This window comes from Exiguobacterium sp. s22, from assembly GCF_018617455.1.
Classification (GTDB): domain Bacteria; phylum Bacillota; class Bacilli; order Exiguobacteriales; family Exiguobacteriaceae; genus Exiguobacterium.
Window position 1 is genome coordinate 137577 of sequence record NZ_JACSKD010000004.1, and the last position, 17270, is coordinate 154846.

The window sequence follows — 17270 nt, forward strand, 5'->3', positions numbered from 1 at the left end:
ATGTTTCGAAAATTGATCATCCTCTTGGTAGGGATTGGACTTTATATGGCTTGGCAATATGAGATGCCGAACGTGTCTGCCCCGACGAGCATTCAGGTTGAGTCTGAGGTGGCAACCGAACGGGCGACGGACGCACCGAAGTTTGCGAGTCAGTACGCCGGTCACGACTGGTATTTAGTCGAACGTGGCGGTGATCGCGGACTTGAACTGATTGACGAAGACGGTGCGAAAAAAGGATTTTATCAGTTCGAGACGGGAAGCACATATCGCGGTCTTGTACTGAATGAAACGACACGTGGTCAAGTCGAAGATATCGGCTTCGAGGCAGTGACTTCGTATAATAAAGGGCTGAATCGATATTTGATTCCAGACGACCCATCGTTTTCCGTTTTCGCGATTGATGGTCAGTACGTCACCTTCTTTTTTGATCAACATGATGATGATCTCTTGAAAGGGATTTTGTCGGTCGACCGTCGCGTTGAAGAAGCGAGTGACGGCTATTATGGTGACCTCTCTAAGGAAGGGACGGTCGCCAATGAACAGTTGATGCGCATCCTCATGAACTGGGACCGCGAAAAGTTTGAATTGAACGCGTTAGCCGATTACGAACCACTCTATCCGGTCGTTCGGGCACATAGTCAGAACATGGCGGAGAATGACTTCTTCAGTCACACGAATCCTGAAGGACAAGATCCATTCGATCGAATGGATGAAGCGGGGCTTTCGTACTCGATGGCCGGGGAGAATTTGGCGATGGGACAGATGAGTGTGTTCCATGCGCATTGGGGACTCATGAACTCGAAAGGGCACCGGGAGAATATCTTGCAACCTCGATTCACTCACGCGGCGGTCGGACTTGCCTACAATGATGAGAACAGTCCGTTTTACACGATTAATTTCATTACACCACGATAGAAGGATGACTCTTTGGAGCCATCCTTTTTTGATATTAGATGAGTTTTTTCACCGCATCTTCAATCTCAGCCGGTGTCGTCTGTGGTGAGAAACGTTCGATGACGTTCCCATCGCGGTCGACCAAAAACTTTGTGAAGTTCCATTTGATCGCCTTCGACCCGAGGAGGCCAGGTGCTTCTTTTGAGAGATAGGTGAAGAGCGGATGCGCGTCCTTGCCGTTCACGTCGACTTTTGCGAACATCGGGAACGAGACCCCGTAATTCAGTTGACAGAACTCTTGAATCTCTTCATTCGAGCCCGGGTCCTGATGACCGAACTGGTTGCACGGGAAGCCCAGGATTTGTAGACCTTGTCCCTTATAGGTGTTGTAAAGTGACTCAAGACCTTCAAGCTGTGGCGTGAACCCACATTTGCTCGCCGTGTTGACGATGAGTAAGACGTCGCCTTTATATGTAGCTAACGGTTGTAATTGTCCTTTCATGTCTAATGCTTCAAAATCATAGATCATGGTGATTCCCCCTTTTTCTGTAGTATACCAAGAGAAGGAGACAGTCTCGAGTTTGAACGCGTTGCGTGCAATCAAATTGTTATGAAATCATGATGTCGCTGTTACATCTTTCCGAAGAAAGAATCCGTATAATGAAAATCGATGTAGAAAGGAACGGTGTTATGCGACTTTTAAAAAATGAATTTATATGGATTGCGCTTATTTTAATCGGACTCTTCTTATCGAGTGCGACGCCTTACTCGGACCAGTCCATCGTTTCGCCACTCGAGCGATTCAATTGGAGCTGGATCGAACCGACCCTCGCGAACGTACAGTTCGACTACGCCGGAAAGGAAATCTCGCTCGATACGTTGGGGACGGCAGGATTGATTGAGTTCTTCATGCGGAAGACAGCTCATGTCCTCACATTCCTCGTCCTCGGTGCATTATTCGTAAAGGCCATCTCGAGAACGAATCTTCATGCCGGGTTAACCCTGCTCTTCGCCTGGGCACTCGTGAACACGGTGGCAATCTTTGATGAGTATCATCAGAGTTTGACCCCTGAACGGACCGCTCTGTTAGAAGATGTCCTCTTGGATAGTACAGGTGCTGCGGTAGGTGTCGTTTTGATCGGTGGGTTCCTATTGCTTCGTTCGAAACGGAAGAATGGAAAACGGGCCGGTTATGTGGCACTAAGGTAGTCAAAAAAAATGAATAGGCTACTATGTGAAAAGCGCTTTCTTCAAGTGCTTTTTTTCTTTTGAAAATTATTTTGTGACAATAAACCAAATAAAATATTGTTTATACCCACGTTTTTTAAAGAATAAAACCTAAATTTGGTCAATGTCATACGAATGAAATATAAGTGTAAAATAACTTTTGGTTTAGATTGCTATAATGAGTCACAGAGCGAACGAAATGTCGCGACTTATCTTATTAAAAAATACATGAACGATTATAGATAAAAAATACACGGGAATCAGCGGAGGGAAGCACATTGGGTAACTTGAAGAAATTTGCAGCAACCGTCACTCTAGGCGCACTCTTAATCGGCGGAACGTCACCGACTTATGCGGCCTCACTTACAGAGAAGCAGAAGAAAGTACAAGAACAACGACAAAAGAATAGCAGCGAGCAGTCGAAAGCAAACTCTTCGATTCAATCACGTGAGCAAGCCATCAGCAAAGAGCAACAAGAGATCAACAAGTTAGATGCTGAACTCCAAGACGTCATCAACGATGTCGCTCAGAAGAAAGCTGAAATTCGTGCAACTGAAGAAAAAATCAAAAAGCTTCAAGCACAAATCAAAAAGTACGAAGCAAAAATGAAGAAGCAAGAAGAACTCATGAAAGACCGTATGGCGACGATGCAAAAGAACGGTGGCTCGTCAGTCAACTGGGCTGAGTTCATCTTCGGTTCGAAAGACTTCGGTGATTTGATCACACGTATGATCACTGCTGGTACGATCCAAGAGAACGACCAACAGATTTTTGAAGAATATGAAGCAACAAAAGATAAACTCGCGAAAGCGCAAGCTGAATTAAAAGCAGAACGCGATTCACTCGTGAAGCAAAAAGAAGAACTTGAGAAGCGCCAAAAAGAACTCGATCAAAAAATGAAAGAGCGTGCGGCGAAAATCAAGAAACTTGAAGCTGAAAAAGTGAAGTTTGAATCGAAACTCATGAGCTTGAAAGAGATGGAAGACACACTCAAAGCGCAAGAAAAAGCGATTCAATCTGAAATCGAAGCACAACGTCGTGCGGAAGAAGAAGCACGTCGTGCGGCTGCAGCAGCTGCGGCAGCGAAAAAACAACAAGGTTCAAGCTCGAACAGTGGTTCATCTGCGACAGCGGCGCCTGTTTCATCTGCACCGGCAAGCGGTGGCATGTTCCAACGCCCTGCAAACGGACGTTTCTCACAAGGATGGGGCCCAGCAAGCGGCTCGAACGGCTATTCGTTCCACAACGGACTTGATATCGCAGGTCCGGTTGGCACACCGATTTATGCAGCTCAAACAGGTACGGTCCTCCGTGCAGGTTGGGGTGGCGCTTACGGGAACCACGTCATGATCGCACACGTAATCAACGGACAAGTATGGACGACGGTATATGCTCACATGAGTTCAGTATCCGTTTCTGCAGGTCAACGCGTGACACAAGGACAAAACATTGGTGCGCTAGGTAGCACAGGGAACTCGACTGGACCACACCTTCACTTCGAAATCCACCGTGGTGGCTACTCGTACTCTGGAACGAGCGCGGGAAGCACAGTCAACCCAGCATCATTCTTCTAATAAACACAAAGATAGTGATCGGCGAACGCGTCGATCACTTTTTTGTTGTCCGATAGACGATGAACGTCAGGAGCGCAGCACCAATCACACTGAGCCATAGCGTATCGACATTTGGGTTATCGAGGACGCTCTGCCCTCCGACGATTAGCATATAAAGAAGGATTGCCACGCCGAACGAAACCCAAATGAAACGGAATCTATTCATGAAAAATCGCCTCCACCTAATAGTATAGGGGAGGCGATTCGTTTCATCTAGCAAGTCGGACCCAAGCAGATTCCATGATTTGTTGATAACCAACTTCTTGATAAATTTTATTCGATGTCGGATTCGTCAAGTCCGTATAGAGGACGCAGAACGCTTTCGTCTCGAGGATTTGACGACTAAGGTCTGCGACCAAACTTCGCGCGTAACCTCTTCCACGCGCGTCGGGTGACGTATAGACGAACGAGACGGTGATTCCATTCTCGGTCGGACGAGCACGTTTCGCACATGAGACAAGCTGGCCGTCGACTTCCCAAAAGACTGCCTCTTCCCTGTCGAGCATCGCCTGTACGGCCTTTGTTACTTTCTCGGGTGGTGAAGAACGAAGACCCGACTCGGCTTCGAAGGCGCTGTACCATGCCTCAAGTTGTGCCTGGTCGGCTGTCGTCGCTTCACGCATATGACCGTTCGCCATCTCGATGTCTTCCACACGATCGAGTCGATAGAGCCCTTGTGACATGAACATCTCGCTCGACCCAGATGTGATCTCTTGCCACGCTTTCCCGAACCGTTCGGCGTGTGCACGTTCCGAGACGATTTCGGTGAAGGGAATCTCGTTTTCGAGAAGGTGTGGAATGATGAAAGATGGAAGCTCATCTTCCCGTTCTTGATTCACGACGATGTAGTGGAGCGGATGTGGCGGTGTCACCTGCAGGATGGCGAGAAGTTCACCTTCTGCTTCGACGGTAAATTGATGAAAGGTTTCATAGACGCCTTGTATCACATTGTTCAACACGCCAATCATCAGACTGTTCTTCGCTTCTTCCTTCAACAATGCATCCATGACGCGATCTGAGAAGTGGTTCGGGTCTTTCCATTCAATCCATTCCATATGGTTCTCTCCTTTATTATATGTAGACAAAAACGGACAAACCTGATGGCTTGCCCGTTTATGAGTCGTTCATTATGCGATCTCTTCTTGTTTCGACGCTGTGTTGTCGAGAAGTTTTGTGTTGTGTTTGAAGTAATGAATGATTTTCGCGATGGCACCGTCACCCGTGACGTTTGTCGCTGTCCCAAAGCTATCTTGTGCCAAATAGAGCGCGATGACCAAACTTTGCATCGTCGCATCGAACCCGAGGATCGATCCGAACAACCCGAGTGATGCCATGACGGCCCCACCTGGTACACCTGGTGCTGCAATCATCGTCACCCCGAGTGCGAGGATGAATGGAAGCACGATGGCGTATGACATCGGCATGCCGTTCAAGTACATGAGTGCGACACCGACCGACGTGAGTGTGATTGTCGAGCCTGACAAGTGAATCGTTGCTGAGAGCGGGATGACGAAGTTCGCGACCCCCTCATCCGTGTTGTTCAACTTCGCTTGACGAAGTGTGACTGGAATTGTAGCAGCCGATGATTGCGTCCCGATGGCTGTGAAGTAAGCCGGCATCATCGTCTTGAGCAACTTGAACGGATTCTCTTTGTTGAGTCCACCTGCGATCGAATATTGAATCATCAGCATCGTCAAGTGAAGGACGATGATGGTAACAAAGACAAGCGAGAACACTGAAAGGATCTCAGCGACTTGTCCGGCGTACGTCATGTTCATGAAAATTCCGGCGATGTGGAATGGTAAGAGTGGAATGATAACTTTGCTGATCAATAGTTCAATGATATCGCGGAAATCCATGGCAAGGTCAAGTGACCGTTTGCTTTCGATTGCGGCAATCCCGATTCCGATAACGAAAGCTAAAATGAGTGCGGTCATGACACCGAATACCGGCGGAATATCAAATTCCATGAACCCTTTGAGGAGAGCTTCCTCAGGATTCTCGGCTTCTGTTGTCGACCGAGTCAAAATTTGTGGGAATAAGTTGCTCGTCGCAAAATATGCGAGCGTCCCTGCGACAATTGTCGAAATATAAGCGATAAGAGCGGTGAGTCCGACTAATTTTCCTGCTCCTTTTCCAAGTTCCCCGATTCCCGGGATGATAAAGGCAAGAATAATCAGTGGAATGGCGAAGCCTAAGAACTGCCCGAAAACCGTGTTGAACGTGACAAACGTCCGAACGATCCAGTTCTGGCTTTCTGGTACGATGCTCCCGAGCAATATCCCGAAAGCAATCGCGATGATGATGCGACCTAAGAGGCCAATGCGTAATTTCAAATCAATCATCCTTTCTGTTTGTTTGAATAGTTGATATTTTCGCACATTTCACAATATGATGCCACCATCTCTTTCAAATTTGTTGAAGAAAGACGTTTGACGACTTCATAGAAGGGTAATAGAAAATGTTGTACATATCAAGGGAAGGGGCTTCTCCTTTTCCTAATATAAAAACGATGTTATGATTAATGCTGACAGACGTAAAGGAGGGGTGCGCGTGCAGTTACAACGAACAACGATTCACATTGCGGGTCAAGACTATACGATCGTGAGCGAAGAACCCGCTGATCATGTGAGGGAAGTAGGCTTTTTGGTCGACAGTAAGATCCGCGAGATTCGTGAACAATCCCCTCATCTAGATGCTCGTCAGGCAGCGGTCTTGGCTGCGATTCAAATCGCGAGCGACCACGTCAAAACTAAACGAAATATGGGAGAATAAATCAATCCATGGTTACGCTACTTATACTGTTTTTCTTATTTATTGGAATCGTCAACGGTTTTCGTCGCGGTGCGATTCTACAGCTCGGCCATTGGGTCGCGCTTATCATCAGTTTTCTTGTCGCCAATACGTACTATAAAGAGTTAGCGGAAGCGTTTAAGCTGTGGATCCCATATCCGTCTCAGCTAGACGGGACGCTGCCGGGTGGCGTGTTGGATCTCAACTCCCTTTCAGGGATTGAGATGACATTTTATAACGTCTTTTGGTTCGTCGTCTTGTTCCTCATCACGAAGCTCGTCTTGCATCTCATTTTGGCGATGCTCGACTTCTTGACGGACTTGCCAATTTTACGCCAATTAAAAGGTGTGATCGGTGCCGTTCTCGGATTCTTCGAGGCGTACGTCATCACATTCTTCATCCTTTGGGTGATCGCGTTCGTGCCGATGGCGAGCGTACAAAACGCCGTCGACAACTCGTCGCTAGCGACATACATCATTCAAGACACGCCATATCTATCCGATTGGTTTTCAAATAAGATGTTGTGACACGACAGGCCGGAATGCAAGCTAGTGCTTGTGTCTCGGTCTTTTCTGTGTGAAGAGGGGGAAGCGTATGAATAAAGTAGAAGCAATGATGTTGCTCGAAAAAATCGCGCAATACATGGAAATCAAAGGGGAGAACCCGTTTAAAATCAATGCGTTCCGAAAGGCTGCGACAGCGCTCGAGAACACAGACCTCGATCTTGAGGACATCGATGACTTGACGTCGATCTCAGGAATCGGAAAGGGGACGGCAGCCGTCCTTGAAGAGTATCGGAATACAGGACGCAGTGAAGTACTTGAAGCGCTCCAAGAAGAGATTCCATTCGGTCTGATGAAGCTCTTGAAGATTCAAGGGCTCGGTGGGAAGAAGCTCGCTAAACTCCGCGAGGTCGGTGTCGTCGATTTGGAATCGCTCATCCGGGTGCTTGAAGACGGGACAGCGGCATCGCTCCCGGGCTTCGGTGCGAAGAGTGTGGAGAAATTGCTTGCCGCCGCGAAGAACCTTGAGTCACGTCCAGAACGATTAGCGTACGCAGTCATGAGACCGATTGTTGAAGAGATCAATGAGGTGTTAGAGAAGGAGACGCTCGTCTTGCGTCATTCGGTCGGTGGCAGTTTCCGCCGTGCCGAAGAGACATGTAAAGACCTCGATTTCATCATCGCGACCGAGGAGCCGATTGAACTGCGTGAGAAACTGCTCGCTTTGCCGTTCATCAACGAGGTGATTGCGGCAGGTGAGACGAAAGTCTCGCTCGTACTCGAACGTGAGGAGATGGTGTCGGTCGACTTCCGCATGGTCGAGCCGGGCGCGTTCGCCGCGACACTTCACCATTTCACAGGCTCGAAAGACCACAACGTCCGTATGCGCCAACTTGCCAAGGCAAAAGGAGAGTCCATTTCCGAATATGGAGTCGAGACGGTAGACGGATTGTGGCAACCAAAAACGGAAGAAGAACTGTTCGAACGGTACGGTCTCCCGTTCATCCCGCCTGAACTTCGGGAGGGACATGCTGAGTTCGAGCACGACTTATCGAAACTCGTCACGATCGAGGACATCAAGGCTGACGCGCACATGCACACGGTCTGGTCGGACGGGAAGTTGACCGTCGATGAGATCGTCGTGGCGATGAAAGGGCGCGGCTATGAATGGATGGCCATCACCGACCACGGGAAGTATTTGACGTTCGTCAATGGCTTGACGGAGGAACGACTTGTGGAACAAGGAAAAGAAATCCAAGAAGCCGCTAAGACACATGACATGAACGTGTTGCGTGGCGTCGAGATGGATATCCGTCCTGACGGGACGCTCGACTATGAACCAGAATTTTTAGAGACGCTCGACTATGTCGTCGCCTCCATCCATTCGAAGATGGACCAATCGGTCGACGAGATCATGGCACGTCTCGAGAACGCCTGCCGTTCTCCGTACGTCAACGTGATTGCCCATCCGACGGGTCGACTCATCGGTCGTCGTGACGGCTACCCGATTGACGAGGACAAGTTGATCGCACTCGCAAAAGAGACGGGGACGGCGCTCGAGTTGAACGCCAACCCGAACCGCCTCGATTTGACAGCCTCCACGCTCAAGAAGGCGAAGGCGGCGGGCGTCAAAGTGATGATCAACACGGATACGCACCACCCAGATATGATGGAAGATATGGCACTCGGAGTGTTGCACGCACGGAAAGCCTATCTCGAACCATCGGATATTATTAACTGCTTCACGTTTGAAGACGCCAAGGCGTTCTTTGCGGCGAAGCGATAGAAAGGAACATGCTAGATGGACCACGCGTTACGCGTATTAGAATATGAAAAATTGCGCCAACAGCTTGCCGGTCACGCGGCGAGCTCGCTCGGAAAAGATTTGGCGCTGAAGATGCAACCCGACTACTCGTACGATCGGGTGCTCTCGAATTTGAACGTGACGAAAGAGGCGACCGAGGTCGTTCGTCTTCGTGACCGTCTGCCGCTCGGTGGGCTCACGGATGTCCGTGCGGAAGTGAAACGGGCCGCCATCGGCTCGGTCCTCTCGACGAGCGAACTGCTCGCCGTCGCCGCCGTCATGTATGGCGGTCGCCAAGTGAAGAACTTCTTTGAGAAGCTTCACGAGGACAACGAGGAGATTCGCATTCCACGCCTTGACGAGTATGCGGACAAGTTAACGAAGCTCATCGAGGTCGAGCAGGCGATTCGTCATGCGATTGACGATCAAGGGACGGTCCAAGATTCGGCGAGCTCACAACTCCGTGGACTTCGGACACAGCTCCGAAGCTTTGAAGGCAGTGTCCGGTCACGCATCGACAACATTCTCCGCAACAATGCGAAGATGCTCTCAGACGCGATTGTCACGATTCGAAACGACCGTTATGTCGTGCCGGTCAAACAAGAGTATCGCCAGGCGTTCGGCGGAATCGTCCATGACCAGTCAGCTTCCGGTCAGACGCTCTTCATCGAACCGCAAGCGATTGTCTCCATCAACAACGAGATTCAAGAAGTTCGTCTGAAAGAACGCGCCGAGATCGATCGGATTTTGAGTGCGCTCTCGAACGAGGTCGGTGGGGTGCATGATGCGGTCATGACGAACCTCGACGTATTGGCCGAACTCGACTTTATCTTTGCAAAAGTCGCCTACGGTCAAGAGATGAGAGCGACCGAGCCGAAGTTGAACGACAATCGAGAGATCAAGTTGAAACAGGCACGTCATCCGTTCATCCCGAAAGATGAGGTCGTGCCGATCACGGTCGAGCTCGGGGAAGACTACACGTCCCTCGTCATCACAGGGCCGAACACCGGCGGGAAGACCGTCACGTTGAAGACGATCGGACTCCTTCAATTGATGGTACAGTCAGGTCTTTACGTCCCGGCAGAGTTCGGGACAGAGCTTTCCGTGTTTGACGCCGTCTATGCCGACATCGGGGATGAGCAATCGATCGAGCAGAGTCTCTCGACGTTCAGTTCGCATATGACGAACATCGTCGGCATGCTCGACAAGATCGACTTCATGTCACTCGTCCTCTTCGATGAGCTCGGTGCTGGGACGGACCCGCAAGAAGGGGCAGCCCTCGCCATCGCGATTCTAGATGAAGTGAAACGGCGCGGGGCACGTGTCGCAGCGACGACGCACTACTCGGAACTGAAGGCATATGCTTATAACCGCGAAGGTGTTATGAACGCCTCGATGGAGTTTGATATCGAATCGCTCAGCCCGACGTACCGTCTTTTAATCGGTGTACCAGGTCGCTCGAACGCCTTCGAAATCAGTCGTCGTCTCGGACTGTCTGAGCAAGTCATCGACAAGGCGCGTAGCCACGTCGGTAGTGACGCGGAGTCGGTCGAGTCGATGATCAACGAGCTCGAAGCGGCGAAACAACGTGCCGAACAGCTCGAACAGGAACTCATCGTCAAACGCCATGACTTCGAAGAAGAGCAGGCAGCGTTTGAAGCGAAGATGACCGAATTTGAGCGCGAACGCGACAACTTGTATAGCGCGGCCGAGGCGAAAGCCGAGAAGGCCGTCGAGCAGGCGAAGCGTCAGGCGAACGAAGTCATCGACCGCTTGAAGAAGCTACGTGAACAGGGAATCGTCAAAGAGCACGAGATTATCGCAGCGAAGAAAGAGCTCGAGTCGGCCAAACCGACGCTTCAAGAGAAAAAGATCCAAAAAGTGAAACAAAAAGCCCAGCAGAAACGTACGTTCAGTAAGGGCGAAGAAGTGAAAGTGACGACGTTCAATCAAAAAGGCTACATCGTGAAACAAATCAACGACAATGAGTACAACGTCCAAGTCGGCATCATGAAAGTGAACGTCAAAGCGGACGACCTTCAGAAGATCGGTCCATCGAAAGAGAAGTCGCTTCAGTCGAAAGGCAGCTCGCTCAAACGACAGAGCTCGACGAAGTCCGAGCTCGACCTTCGTGGTGTCCGTGTCGAAGAGGGACTCATGCGTCTAGATAAGTATATCGATGAAGCCCTCGTGTCGGGCTATGATAACGTCCGCATCATCCACGGTTTAGGTACCGGAGCGATGCGTCAGGCGACACAAGAATTTTTAAAAGGACATCGTCACGTGAAGAACCAGCGCCCGGGAGGAATGGGCGAGGGGGGACTCGGAGTCACGGTCGTCGAACTAAAGTAAAGGGAGTCGGGGAATGGGCACGTTAACGTTTGCAGTGATGCTGGAGTCGTTCGGACTATATTCGATGGCAGGACTGATGATTATCGTCGGTCTCGCCATCTTCGAGGTGACGACGCCATACAGCAACTGGCGCGAGATTCAAAAAGGAAATATCGCCGTCGCTTTGGCGACAGGTGGGAAGATTGTCGGTCTCGCCAATATCTTTCGTGTCGTCGAGAGCCATCATGATAGTACAATCGACATCTTCGTCGGGGGTGGTTTCGGATTCATTTTGCTCCTCGCGACATACTGGTTGTTTGAATTTTTGACACCGACACTGAAGGTGAACGATGAGATTCAACAAGGAAATATTGCTGTCGGACTGTTGGCATTCTTGCTGTCGATCGGGGTCTCCCTCGTCGTCGGCGCGGCATTGGTGAGGTGAAGACATGGTATACGAACGATTGGCAAAAATCTTGTTCATCGGGGCCGGGCTGTTCTTAGTGGCAGCGGCACTCTGGTATATGTTTTATTAAGGAAAAGGAGCATCTAAATAGATGCTACCTTTTTTGATTTTGGTAACCTTGAATATAAAATATATAGGTGAAAGGAAAATATTTTACAATTCGTGTGAGGAAATCGATATACTGAAACTAGATTATGGAACGAGATACATAAGAAGGTTGAGGTGTAGGTCATGGCGAACGGGTCAGAAGTGTTTGAAGTGTTAATGACGAATGCAGTGAAATTACCTGGGGTGAAAGTAGACCGCAGAGAGTTTTTAGCTCAAAATTTTAGTAAGTACGTGCCGGCGAATCAGTTGGCAGAGATTATAGAGAAGGGACCGCTTGAGGCGAACGTCCCTCTTTCAGTCATCAAAAAAGTAGCGAAACGAAATATTACCAATCAGACCATGAAAAGTTCGAGTGCATCGTTTGCAGCCGGTCTACCTGGAGGCATCGGTCTCGCTGCAACGATTCCGGCCGATACGGCACAATTCTTCGGTTTCGCCCTCCGTTTGGCGCAAGAAATCGGGTATTTATATGGGTACGATGACTTTTGGGAAGACGGGGAACTAGATGTCGAACGGGTGAATGGAGAATTGATTCTCTTTTTAGGTGTCATGTTCGGCGTGGGCGGTGCGACGGCTACCATCAAGGCACTATCCGCACAATTATCGAAAGAAGCTTTGAAAAAGATCCCGAACAAAGCATTGATGAAAACCGTATACTATCCGATCGTTAAGAAAATGTCCGCGATGATTGGTGTGAAGATGACGAAAGACACGTTCGCTAAAGGGATTTCGAAGATGATTCCGCTCGCAGGCGGTGTCATTTCGGGAGGAATCACGTACTCATCGATGACGAAGATGGGCAATCGTCTCATGAATACACTTGAAGAAGGCGTAAACATGACGGAAGCGGAGTTTGTTGAAAGTGTGGAAGAAGTGAAACGAGAGAACCTTGAGATTATCGAAGGAGAATTCATAGAAATGGAAGAGATTTTACGTCAAGAAGGGGAAATCCTATAACAAGGTGTTGTGATTTCTAGGAGGGGATCCCATGAATCTAGACTTAAACTACTTGATGTCGACCGAGCGCTACGTACTCGACATGGAATCGTTTCAAATGAAGAATGAGGCGTATTACCCGTTAGAGTGGACGTTTTATGGAGCGGCGAATCCGACGATGCTCCTCACATGGGACGCTAGTCGCGACCGTATCCGGATTCGTTTCGAACAGTACGCCGTCTTTTTGGGGACACAAGAAGAGCACGGAATGAAAGAAGACGGATTATGGAACGAACATCCGATTGTGAAACTATCCGCATCACGTCTGATGTCATTCGCTAGTGAACGGATGGCGATTCATCCGGTGAACCGTAACCGTGGTGCGCTCGCACATTATGTCATCCGTACGATCGAGCAGGAGTTTCATGTGTTGGCGTATGAAGACCCGACCGTAGAAGATTTAGGAAAAGTCGGGGACACGGGAGTACGTGTCGAAATCGTAGAAGAAGCCGAATAAAAACAACGTCGCCTCTAATCGGGGCGACGTTGTTTCATTTACGGCACGTCAATTTTGACGGTATAGGTCTTCGGCATGGCATCACTCGAAGCGAACAAGACGAGCGTCTTCGCTTTCTCTGGAACGAGGAAGACTAAATCAATTTCGGATTTCTCGCCTGGCTTGTAACGGAAGCCACCTTGGAACGCTTTCTTATTGTGGTTGACCATGTCGACGGGGCTGTATTCCGTCCCATCTGGCGTGTACATGCGGAATCCGTTCGGACGATAGTCCGCATACCCACCATAGCCCTTATCTTTGTCATACAACGTAAGCGGTAGACTGACGAATCGCTTCCCAGCTTCCGGTTCAGTCCCATCAGGTGAAGCAAAGACGGGCTGTCCAACTTGAAACTCACGTTTCTTCATTTTTGGATCCCCGATAAACGTTTGGAACGTTCCGAGGTTCATGATTTTTTGAAGGTCATCTTCTTTTGGTGTGGTGTCTTTTGCTTCTTTCGGTTTATCTGCTTTTAAATCAGCCTGTTTCGTACCCGTCGTCTGTGCGGTCGGGGCTGGTGTTGATTTCGCCTCTTCCGTGACCGGCTTTACTTCTGGTGATGTGAAGACGAACAAGCTGATGATCCCAACGACGAGTGCCGTCGCCGTCGTCCCGAGGACGAAGCGGAATCGTTTCTCGACTTGTTTTTGGTTGACGACATGACCACCGATCGCTTCAGCCGGCGTGATGCGAACCGCACGCTCAGCAGGAAGCAATGCACCTAAGACACCTGTCACGACCGGAATGAGGATTGTCGCAAACAAGAACGGTAGCTCTGACGTCGGGAACTGTTGATACATGATCGTAACGATGATGATGGTGAAGGTAACACCGAGTAGTCCTGCGAAGAAGCCAGTCAACGCACCTTCCGTCAAGACGAGACGACGGATGGACGTGTTCTGCCAACCGAGCGCTTTCAAGACGGCGAGTTGAGGCTTACGCTCGGATACGTTTTGCCACATGATTTCGGTCGTCGTCAACATCGCAATGAGTAAGGCGACCCCCATGGCGACGTAATGCATCGTCCCGACTTCTAGTGCCACGAACTCCCCGATCCACGTCGTATACAAGACGCCTTGGAGGCGGAACGTGACGAACAAGAAGAAGCCGAACAGACTCGTCGGTAAGGCGATGGCGAGAATCGACAACAACGTCCGTGGCCAATACGTCACGAGTTGGTTCAAGCTCATGCCGACGCTTGAGCGCGAGCGGCCGAGACGTCGTCCTTTTGAGACTTCACCGGACTGCATCGTTTCATATGGCTTGATGCGACGGACGAGTCGAATCGGGATGAGTGTCCCGAGCCAGTAAATTAAGAGCCCGGCCAGTCCAATTAATAAGATACGGGTAATCGAAGTCGAGCCGGCCGCCGTCCAAAGGAACGTCCCGAGAATCATCCACGAGATGAGCGCGACCATCGACCCGAGAATCGTGGCTTCTAAGAATAACAGTTTCGACAGCTGACTCGGCCGCCAACCGAGTGACAAGAGGATGGCGAACTCTTTCTTCCGCGCGTACAGCATGATGATGTTCGAGCTGAACACGTACAACATCGCGACGAGGATGACACTCGCGACGACACCGGAGAAGCCGAGTTTCGCTTCTTGGAAAATCGTGATCGACGACCCGATTTTAATCCATGGCTGCTGAATCCAACCGAGCGAACTTTCTCCTTTTAAACCTGGGAGATAGGTGACGGCGTATTGTGGAGACGAACCGAGCGTGACGTCGGTGATGAGACCGGTCTTGTCTTCAATCTCCTTGGCGACTGCTTGGAGCTTCGCCTCACTTTCTTCGTTCAAGACTTCCACGCCTTTCACGTTGACGCGAATGGCCGAGATGGCCTTGTCACCGGCGATGGCGAACGCCGCGTCGAGTGTCGTCAACATTGAAGGTGGCTTCGTCAAGAAGCTATATGGGTTATTCGTCGGTTTGACGGTCGTCGGTGGGTTGACCGGCTCGTCTTTCGAGTTCATGACCCATTCGGCGCTTGCCGGGAAATACGTCTCCATCGGGAGTTCCGTCAACGGATCTTTTGACAACTTCAGTTTCGATGGGTCGAATAAGCCGATGTAGTTATATTTTACTTTCGGTACATCGTTGAGGTCTTCTGCGTATAAATTGGACTTACGATACATGCTTTCTTGACCATACTTCACTTGACCCTCAGCGAGGAACGGTTTGATTTGATATGAATACGGCCAACGTTTCGGGAACGGGCTCGTCACGCCTTCATAGACAAGAGGTGACGCCTTCTCGGAAAGCCAAGTGTAGTCAACCGTGACACGAGGGTCTTGGGGCTGTGGTGTTCCTTCTAAAATGTGCTTTGTGATATTGTCGTGCATTTGTTGGGCTGTAAAGTCGTATGAGGCGACTTTCGTGCCTTTCAAGCTATCTAGATACTCCCCTTTCCCTTTCTCGAGATAGGTTTTGATAAAGGCTTCTTGGTCGCTCGTATCGGCATCGACTTCTTCGATGGTGTAGTTGATCGAGGCATCGACGTAGTCTTTTGTACTCATCAAAATCGGGATTGTCGTGATGTCTTCATCGTAAGGTTCTGGGACATCCTCTTCATTGAAGTAACGACTGAACGCTGTCGCTTGTACGGCATCGTCTAACCCGACGAGTTTCGCTTCGGCGACCGGGTCGATCCCCGCGAGCATGACATCGCTTCCGTAACTAAGTGGGAATTCTTCATATAGGGCGGTCGGGCCGATGCCGATGTGAGTGGAATCACCGTTTGGCATCCAGCCGACCCAAAAGTAAGCTTTCAAATCTTGGAAGTCATTGATCTTTTCAATGCCCGTATCGATGAGTGTGTTCATCTTGAGGCGATAGAGACCTGCTTTATCAAACGTGTGCGTTTGCGTGAACGAGCTCGAATAAGTCGATCCAATCATCGCGATCGGTGCCGCGACATCGATGTCGGCAATCTGTTGAATCGTCTCGTACTGTTCGCGTGTGATCCCGCCTTCGAGTCCGCTCATATAGTTCGGCTCGAGCAAGTTCAAATCTTCCGTCACGCTTCGGCTGCCTTTCGGACGCACGACGATGTGATAAGACGAGTCCCAACGCTTTTGCAGCTCGTTGACGACCGTCCCGTTATTCGCCTGGGTCACGCCGAGAAGGTAGCTGAGCCCGGTACTGACGATGAGCATCCCGACCATGAGCAGGATGAATCGTTCCTTATTCCGCCACCACGAGTTCCAAATGAACTTAAGCATGATGGACGTCGCTCATGGCGACGACCTGCCCGTCGCGCATCTCGATTTTTCGGTTGGCCCGGTCGGCGAGTTCCGGGTCATGGGTGACGAAGAGGACGCCACATCCGTTCTCACGATTCAAGCGGATCAAGAGGTCAAAAATGACGTCACCCGTATGTGTATCGAGGTTCCCCGTCGGCTCATCGGCGAGGAGCCATTTCGGACGATGAATCAAGGCGCGGGCGACGGCGACACGTTGTTGCTGACCGCCAGACAATTGGGATGGTAACGAATCGACCTTGTCAGCAAGACCGACCTCTTTCAACAGTTCGAGCGCACGTTCGTGTACGTCGTAATCGACTTTTCGTCCGAAGAGCGGGGACATGACGTTCTCAAGCGCCGTCAGTGTCGGGATGAGATGGAACTGTTGGAAGATGAAGCCGATGTTCTCGAAACGGAAGTCCGCGAGTTGTTTTGCAGAGAGCGTCGAGATCGGTTCGTCGTTGAAGAGCAACGTGCCTTCTGTCGGACGGTCGAGTGTACCGATCAGACTGAGGAGCGTCGATTTCCCAGATCCGGATGGTCCGATGATGGAGATGAAATCTCCGTGCTCAAAGCGGAGATTGATGTCTCGTAAGGCGACTGTTTTTACGTCACCCGTATCAAAGCGTTTTGTTAAGTGTTCGCATGTGAAGTGATAAGCCATACCATAAATTATCTCCTTTGACTAATATGTAGTGAAAATATGTAAGAGGACGTAATATTCTGACTATTTTAGATTAGAGGAAAAACTTTCCTTTAGATAGCTGGATAAATTTTTATCTTGGTTTCAAAGG

Annotated in this window: 16 protein-coding genes; 10 read left to right on the forward strand and 6 right to left on the reverse strand. The window is 49.9% G+C overall.

Annotated features, from left to right (window positions below):
* Window positions 1-915 carry a CAP domain-containing protein gene (locus tag KNO94_RS08715; RefSeq protein ID WP_214778933.1) on the forward strand — a complete coding sequence of 305 codons (915 nt, stop codon included), beginning with the start codon at window positions 1-3 and terminating at the stop codon, window positions 913-915.
* 34 nt (window positions 916-949) lie between these two features.
* On the opposite strand, the gene KNO94_RS08720 is transcribed toward KNO94_RS08715, so the two are convergent.
* Window positions 950-1423 (reverse strand): glutathione peroxidase, encoded by a 474-nt coding sequence (locus KNO94_RS08720; RefSeq protein WP_214734428.1) that lies wholly within the window; start codon window positions 1421-1423, stop codon window positions 950-952.
* A 161-nt stretch (window positions 1424-1584) separates the two neighbouring features.
* Between KNO94_RS08720 and KNO94_RS08725 the strand changes: the two genes are divergently transcribed.
* Together KNO94_RS08725 and KNO94_RS08730 are read left to right on the forward strand one after the other, a co-directional pair.
* Window positions 1585-2103, forward strand: coding sequence for a VanZ family protein (locus KNO94_RS08725; protein WP_214778935.1), 519 nt, complete (start codon window positions 1585-1587; stop codon window positions 2101-2103).
* A gap of 305 nt (window positions 2104-2408) precedes the next feature.
* Entirely contained in the window at window positions 2409-3695 is a 1287-nt protein-coding gene (locus KNO94_RS08730; RefSeq protein WP_353047837.1) for a murein hydrolase activator EnvC family protein, read from the forward strand.
* Between the two features lie 34 nt (window positions 3696-3729).
* On the opposite strand, the gene KNO94_RS08735 is transcribed toward KNO94_RS08730, so the two are convergent.
* The 3 genes from KNO94_RS08735 to KNO94_RS08745 form a co-directional block, all read right to left on the reverse strand.
* Window positions 3730-3900, reverse strand: coding sequence for a hypothetical protein (locus KNO94_RS08735; RefSeq protein WP_214778940.1), 171 nt, complete (start codon window positions 3898-3900; stop codon window positions 3730-3732).
* A 43-nt stretch (window positions 3901-3943) separates the two neighbouring features.
* Window positions 3944-4789, reverse strand: a complete 846-nt coding sequence (locus KNO94_RS08740; protein ID WP_214778942.1) for a GNAT family N-acetyltransferase — start codon at window positions 4787-4789, stop codon at window positions 3944-3946.
* Between the two features lie 72 nt (window positions 4790-4861).
* Window positions 4862-6079 (reverse strand): dicarboxylate/amino acid:cation symporter, encoded by a 1218-nt coding sequence (locus tag KNO94_RS08745; RefSeq protein ID WP_214742345.1) that lies wholly within the window; start codon window positions 6077-6079, stop codon window positions 4862-4864.
* Window positions 6080-6287: 208 nt separating this feature from the next.
* On the opposite strand from KNO94_RS08745, the gene zapA reads away from it, so the two are divergent.
* The 7 genes from zapA to KNO94_RS08780 all read left to right on the forward strand — a co-directional run bounded on the left by zapA (window position 6288) and on the right by KNO94_RS08780 (window position 13192).
* On the forward strand, window positions 6288-6509 hold the full coding sequence (gene zapA, locus KNO94_RS08750; RefSeq protein WP_015881047.1) for a cell division protein ZapA: 222 nt from the start codon (window positions 6288-6290) through the stop codon (window positions 6507-6509).
* An 8-nt stretch (window positions 6510-6517) separates the two neighbouring features.
* A complete protein-coding gene (locus KNO94_RS08755) occupies window positions 6518-7054 on the forward strand; it encodes a CvpA family protein (RefSeq protein WP_047795551.1) in 537 nt (178 codons plus the stop codon).
* 67 nt (window positions 7055-7121) lie between these two features.
* A complete protein-coding gene (gene polX, locus KNO94_RS08760) occupies window positions 7122-8816 on the forward strand; it encodes a DNA polymerase/3'-5' exonuclease PolX (RefSeq protein ID WP_214778944.1) in 1695 nt (564 codons plus the stop codon).
* A 15-nt stretch (window positions 8817-8831) separates the two neighbouring features.
* Window positions 8832-11186 carry an endonuclease MutS2 gene (locus KNO94_RS08765; RefSeq protein ID WP_214778946.1) on the forward strand — a complete coding sequence of 785 codons (2355 nt, stop codon included), beginning with the start codon at window positions 8832-8834 and terminating at the stop codon, window positions 11184-11186.
* A gap of 13 nt (window positions 11187-11199) precedes the next feature.
* Window positions 11200-11610, forward strand: coding sequence for a DUF350 domain-containing protein (locus KNO94_RS08770; RefSeq protein ID WP_214778948.1), 411 nt, complete (start codon window positions 11200-11202; stop codon window positions 11608-11610).
* A 252-nt stretch (window positions 11611-11862) separates the two neighbouring features.
* Complete coding sequence (locus tag KNO94_RS08775; protein ID WP_214778950.1) at window positions 11863-12696, forward strand: EcsC family protein; 834 nt, start codon at window positions 11863-11865, stop codon at window positions 12694-12696.
* Between the two features lie 31 nt (window positions 12697-12727).
* Window positions 12728-13192, forward strand: a complete 465-nt coding sequence (locus KNO94_RS08780) for a hypothetical protein (protein ID WP_214778952.1) — start codon at window positions 12728-12730, stop codon at window positions 13190-13192.
* 38 nt (window positions 13193-13230) lie between these two features.
* On the opposite strand, the gene KNO94_RS08785 is transcribed toward KNO94_RS08780, so the two are convergent.
* The gene (locus KNO94_RS08785) at window positions 13231-16455 is read right to left on the reverse strand and encodes an ABC transporter permease (protein ID WP_214778954.1); all 3225 of its coding nucleotides are present in this window, start codon (window positions 16453-16455) and stop codon (window positions 13231-13233) included.
* Window positions 16448-17140, reverse strand: coding sequence for an ABC transporter ATP-binding protein (locus tag KNO94_RS08790; protein WP_214778956.1), 693 nt, complete (start codon window positions 17138-17140; stop codon window positions 16448-16450). Before KNO94_RS08790 ends, KNO94_RS08785 begins: the two co-directional genes overlap by 8 nt.
* Window positions 17141-17270: the final 130 nt, after the last annotated feature.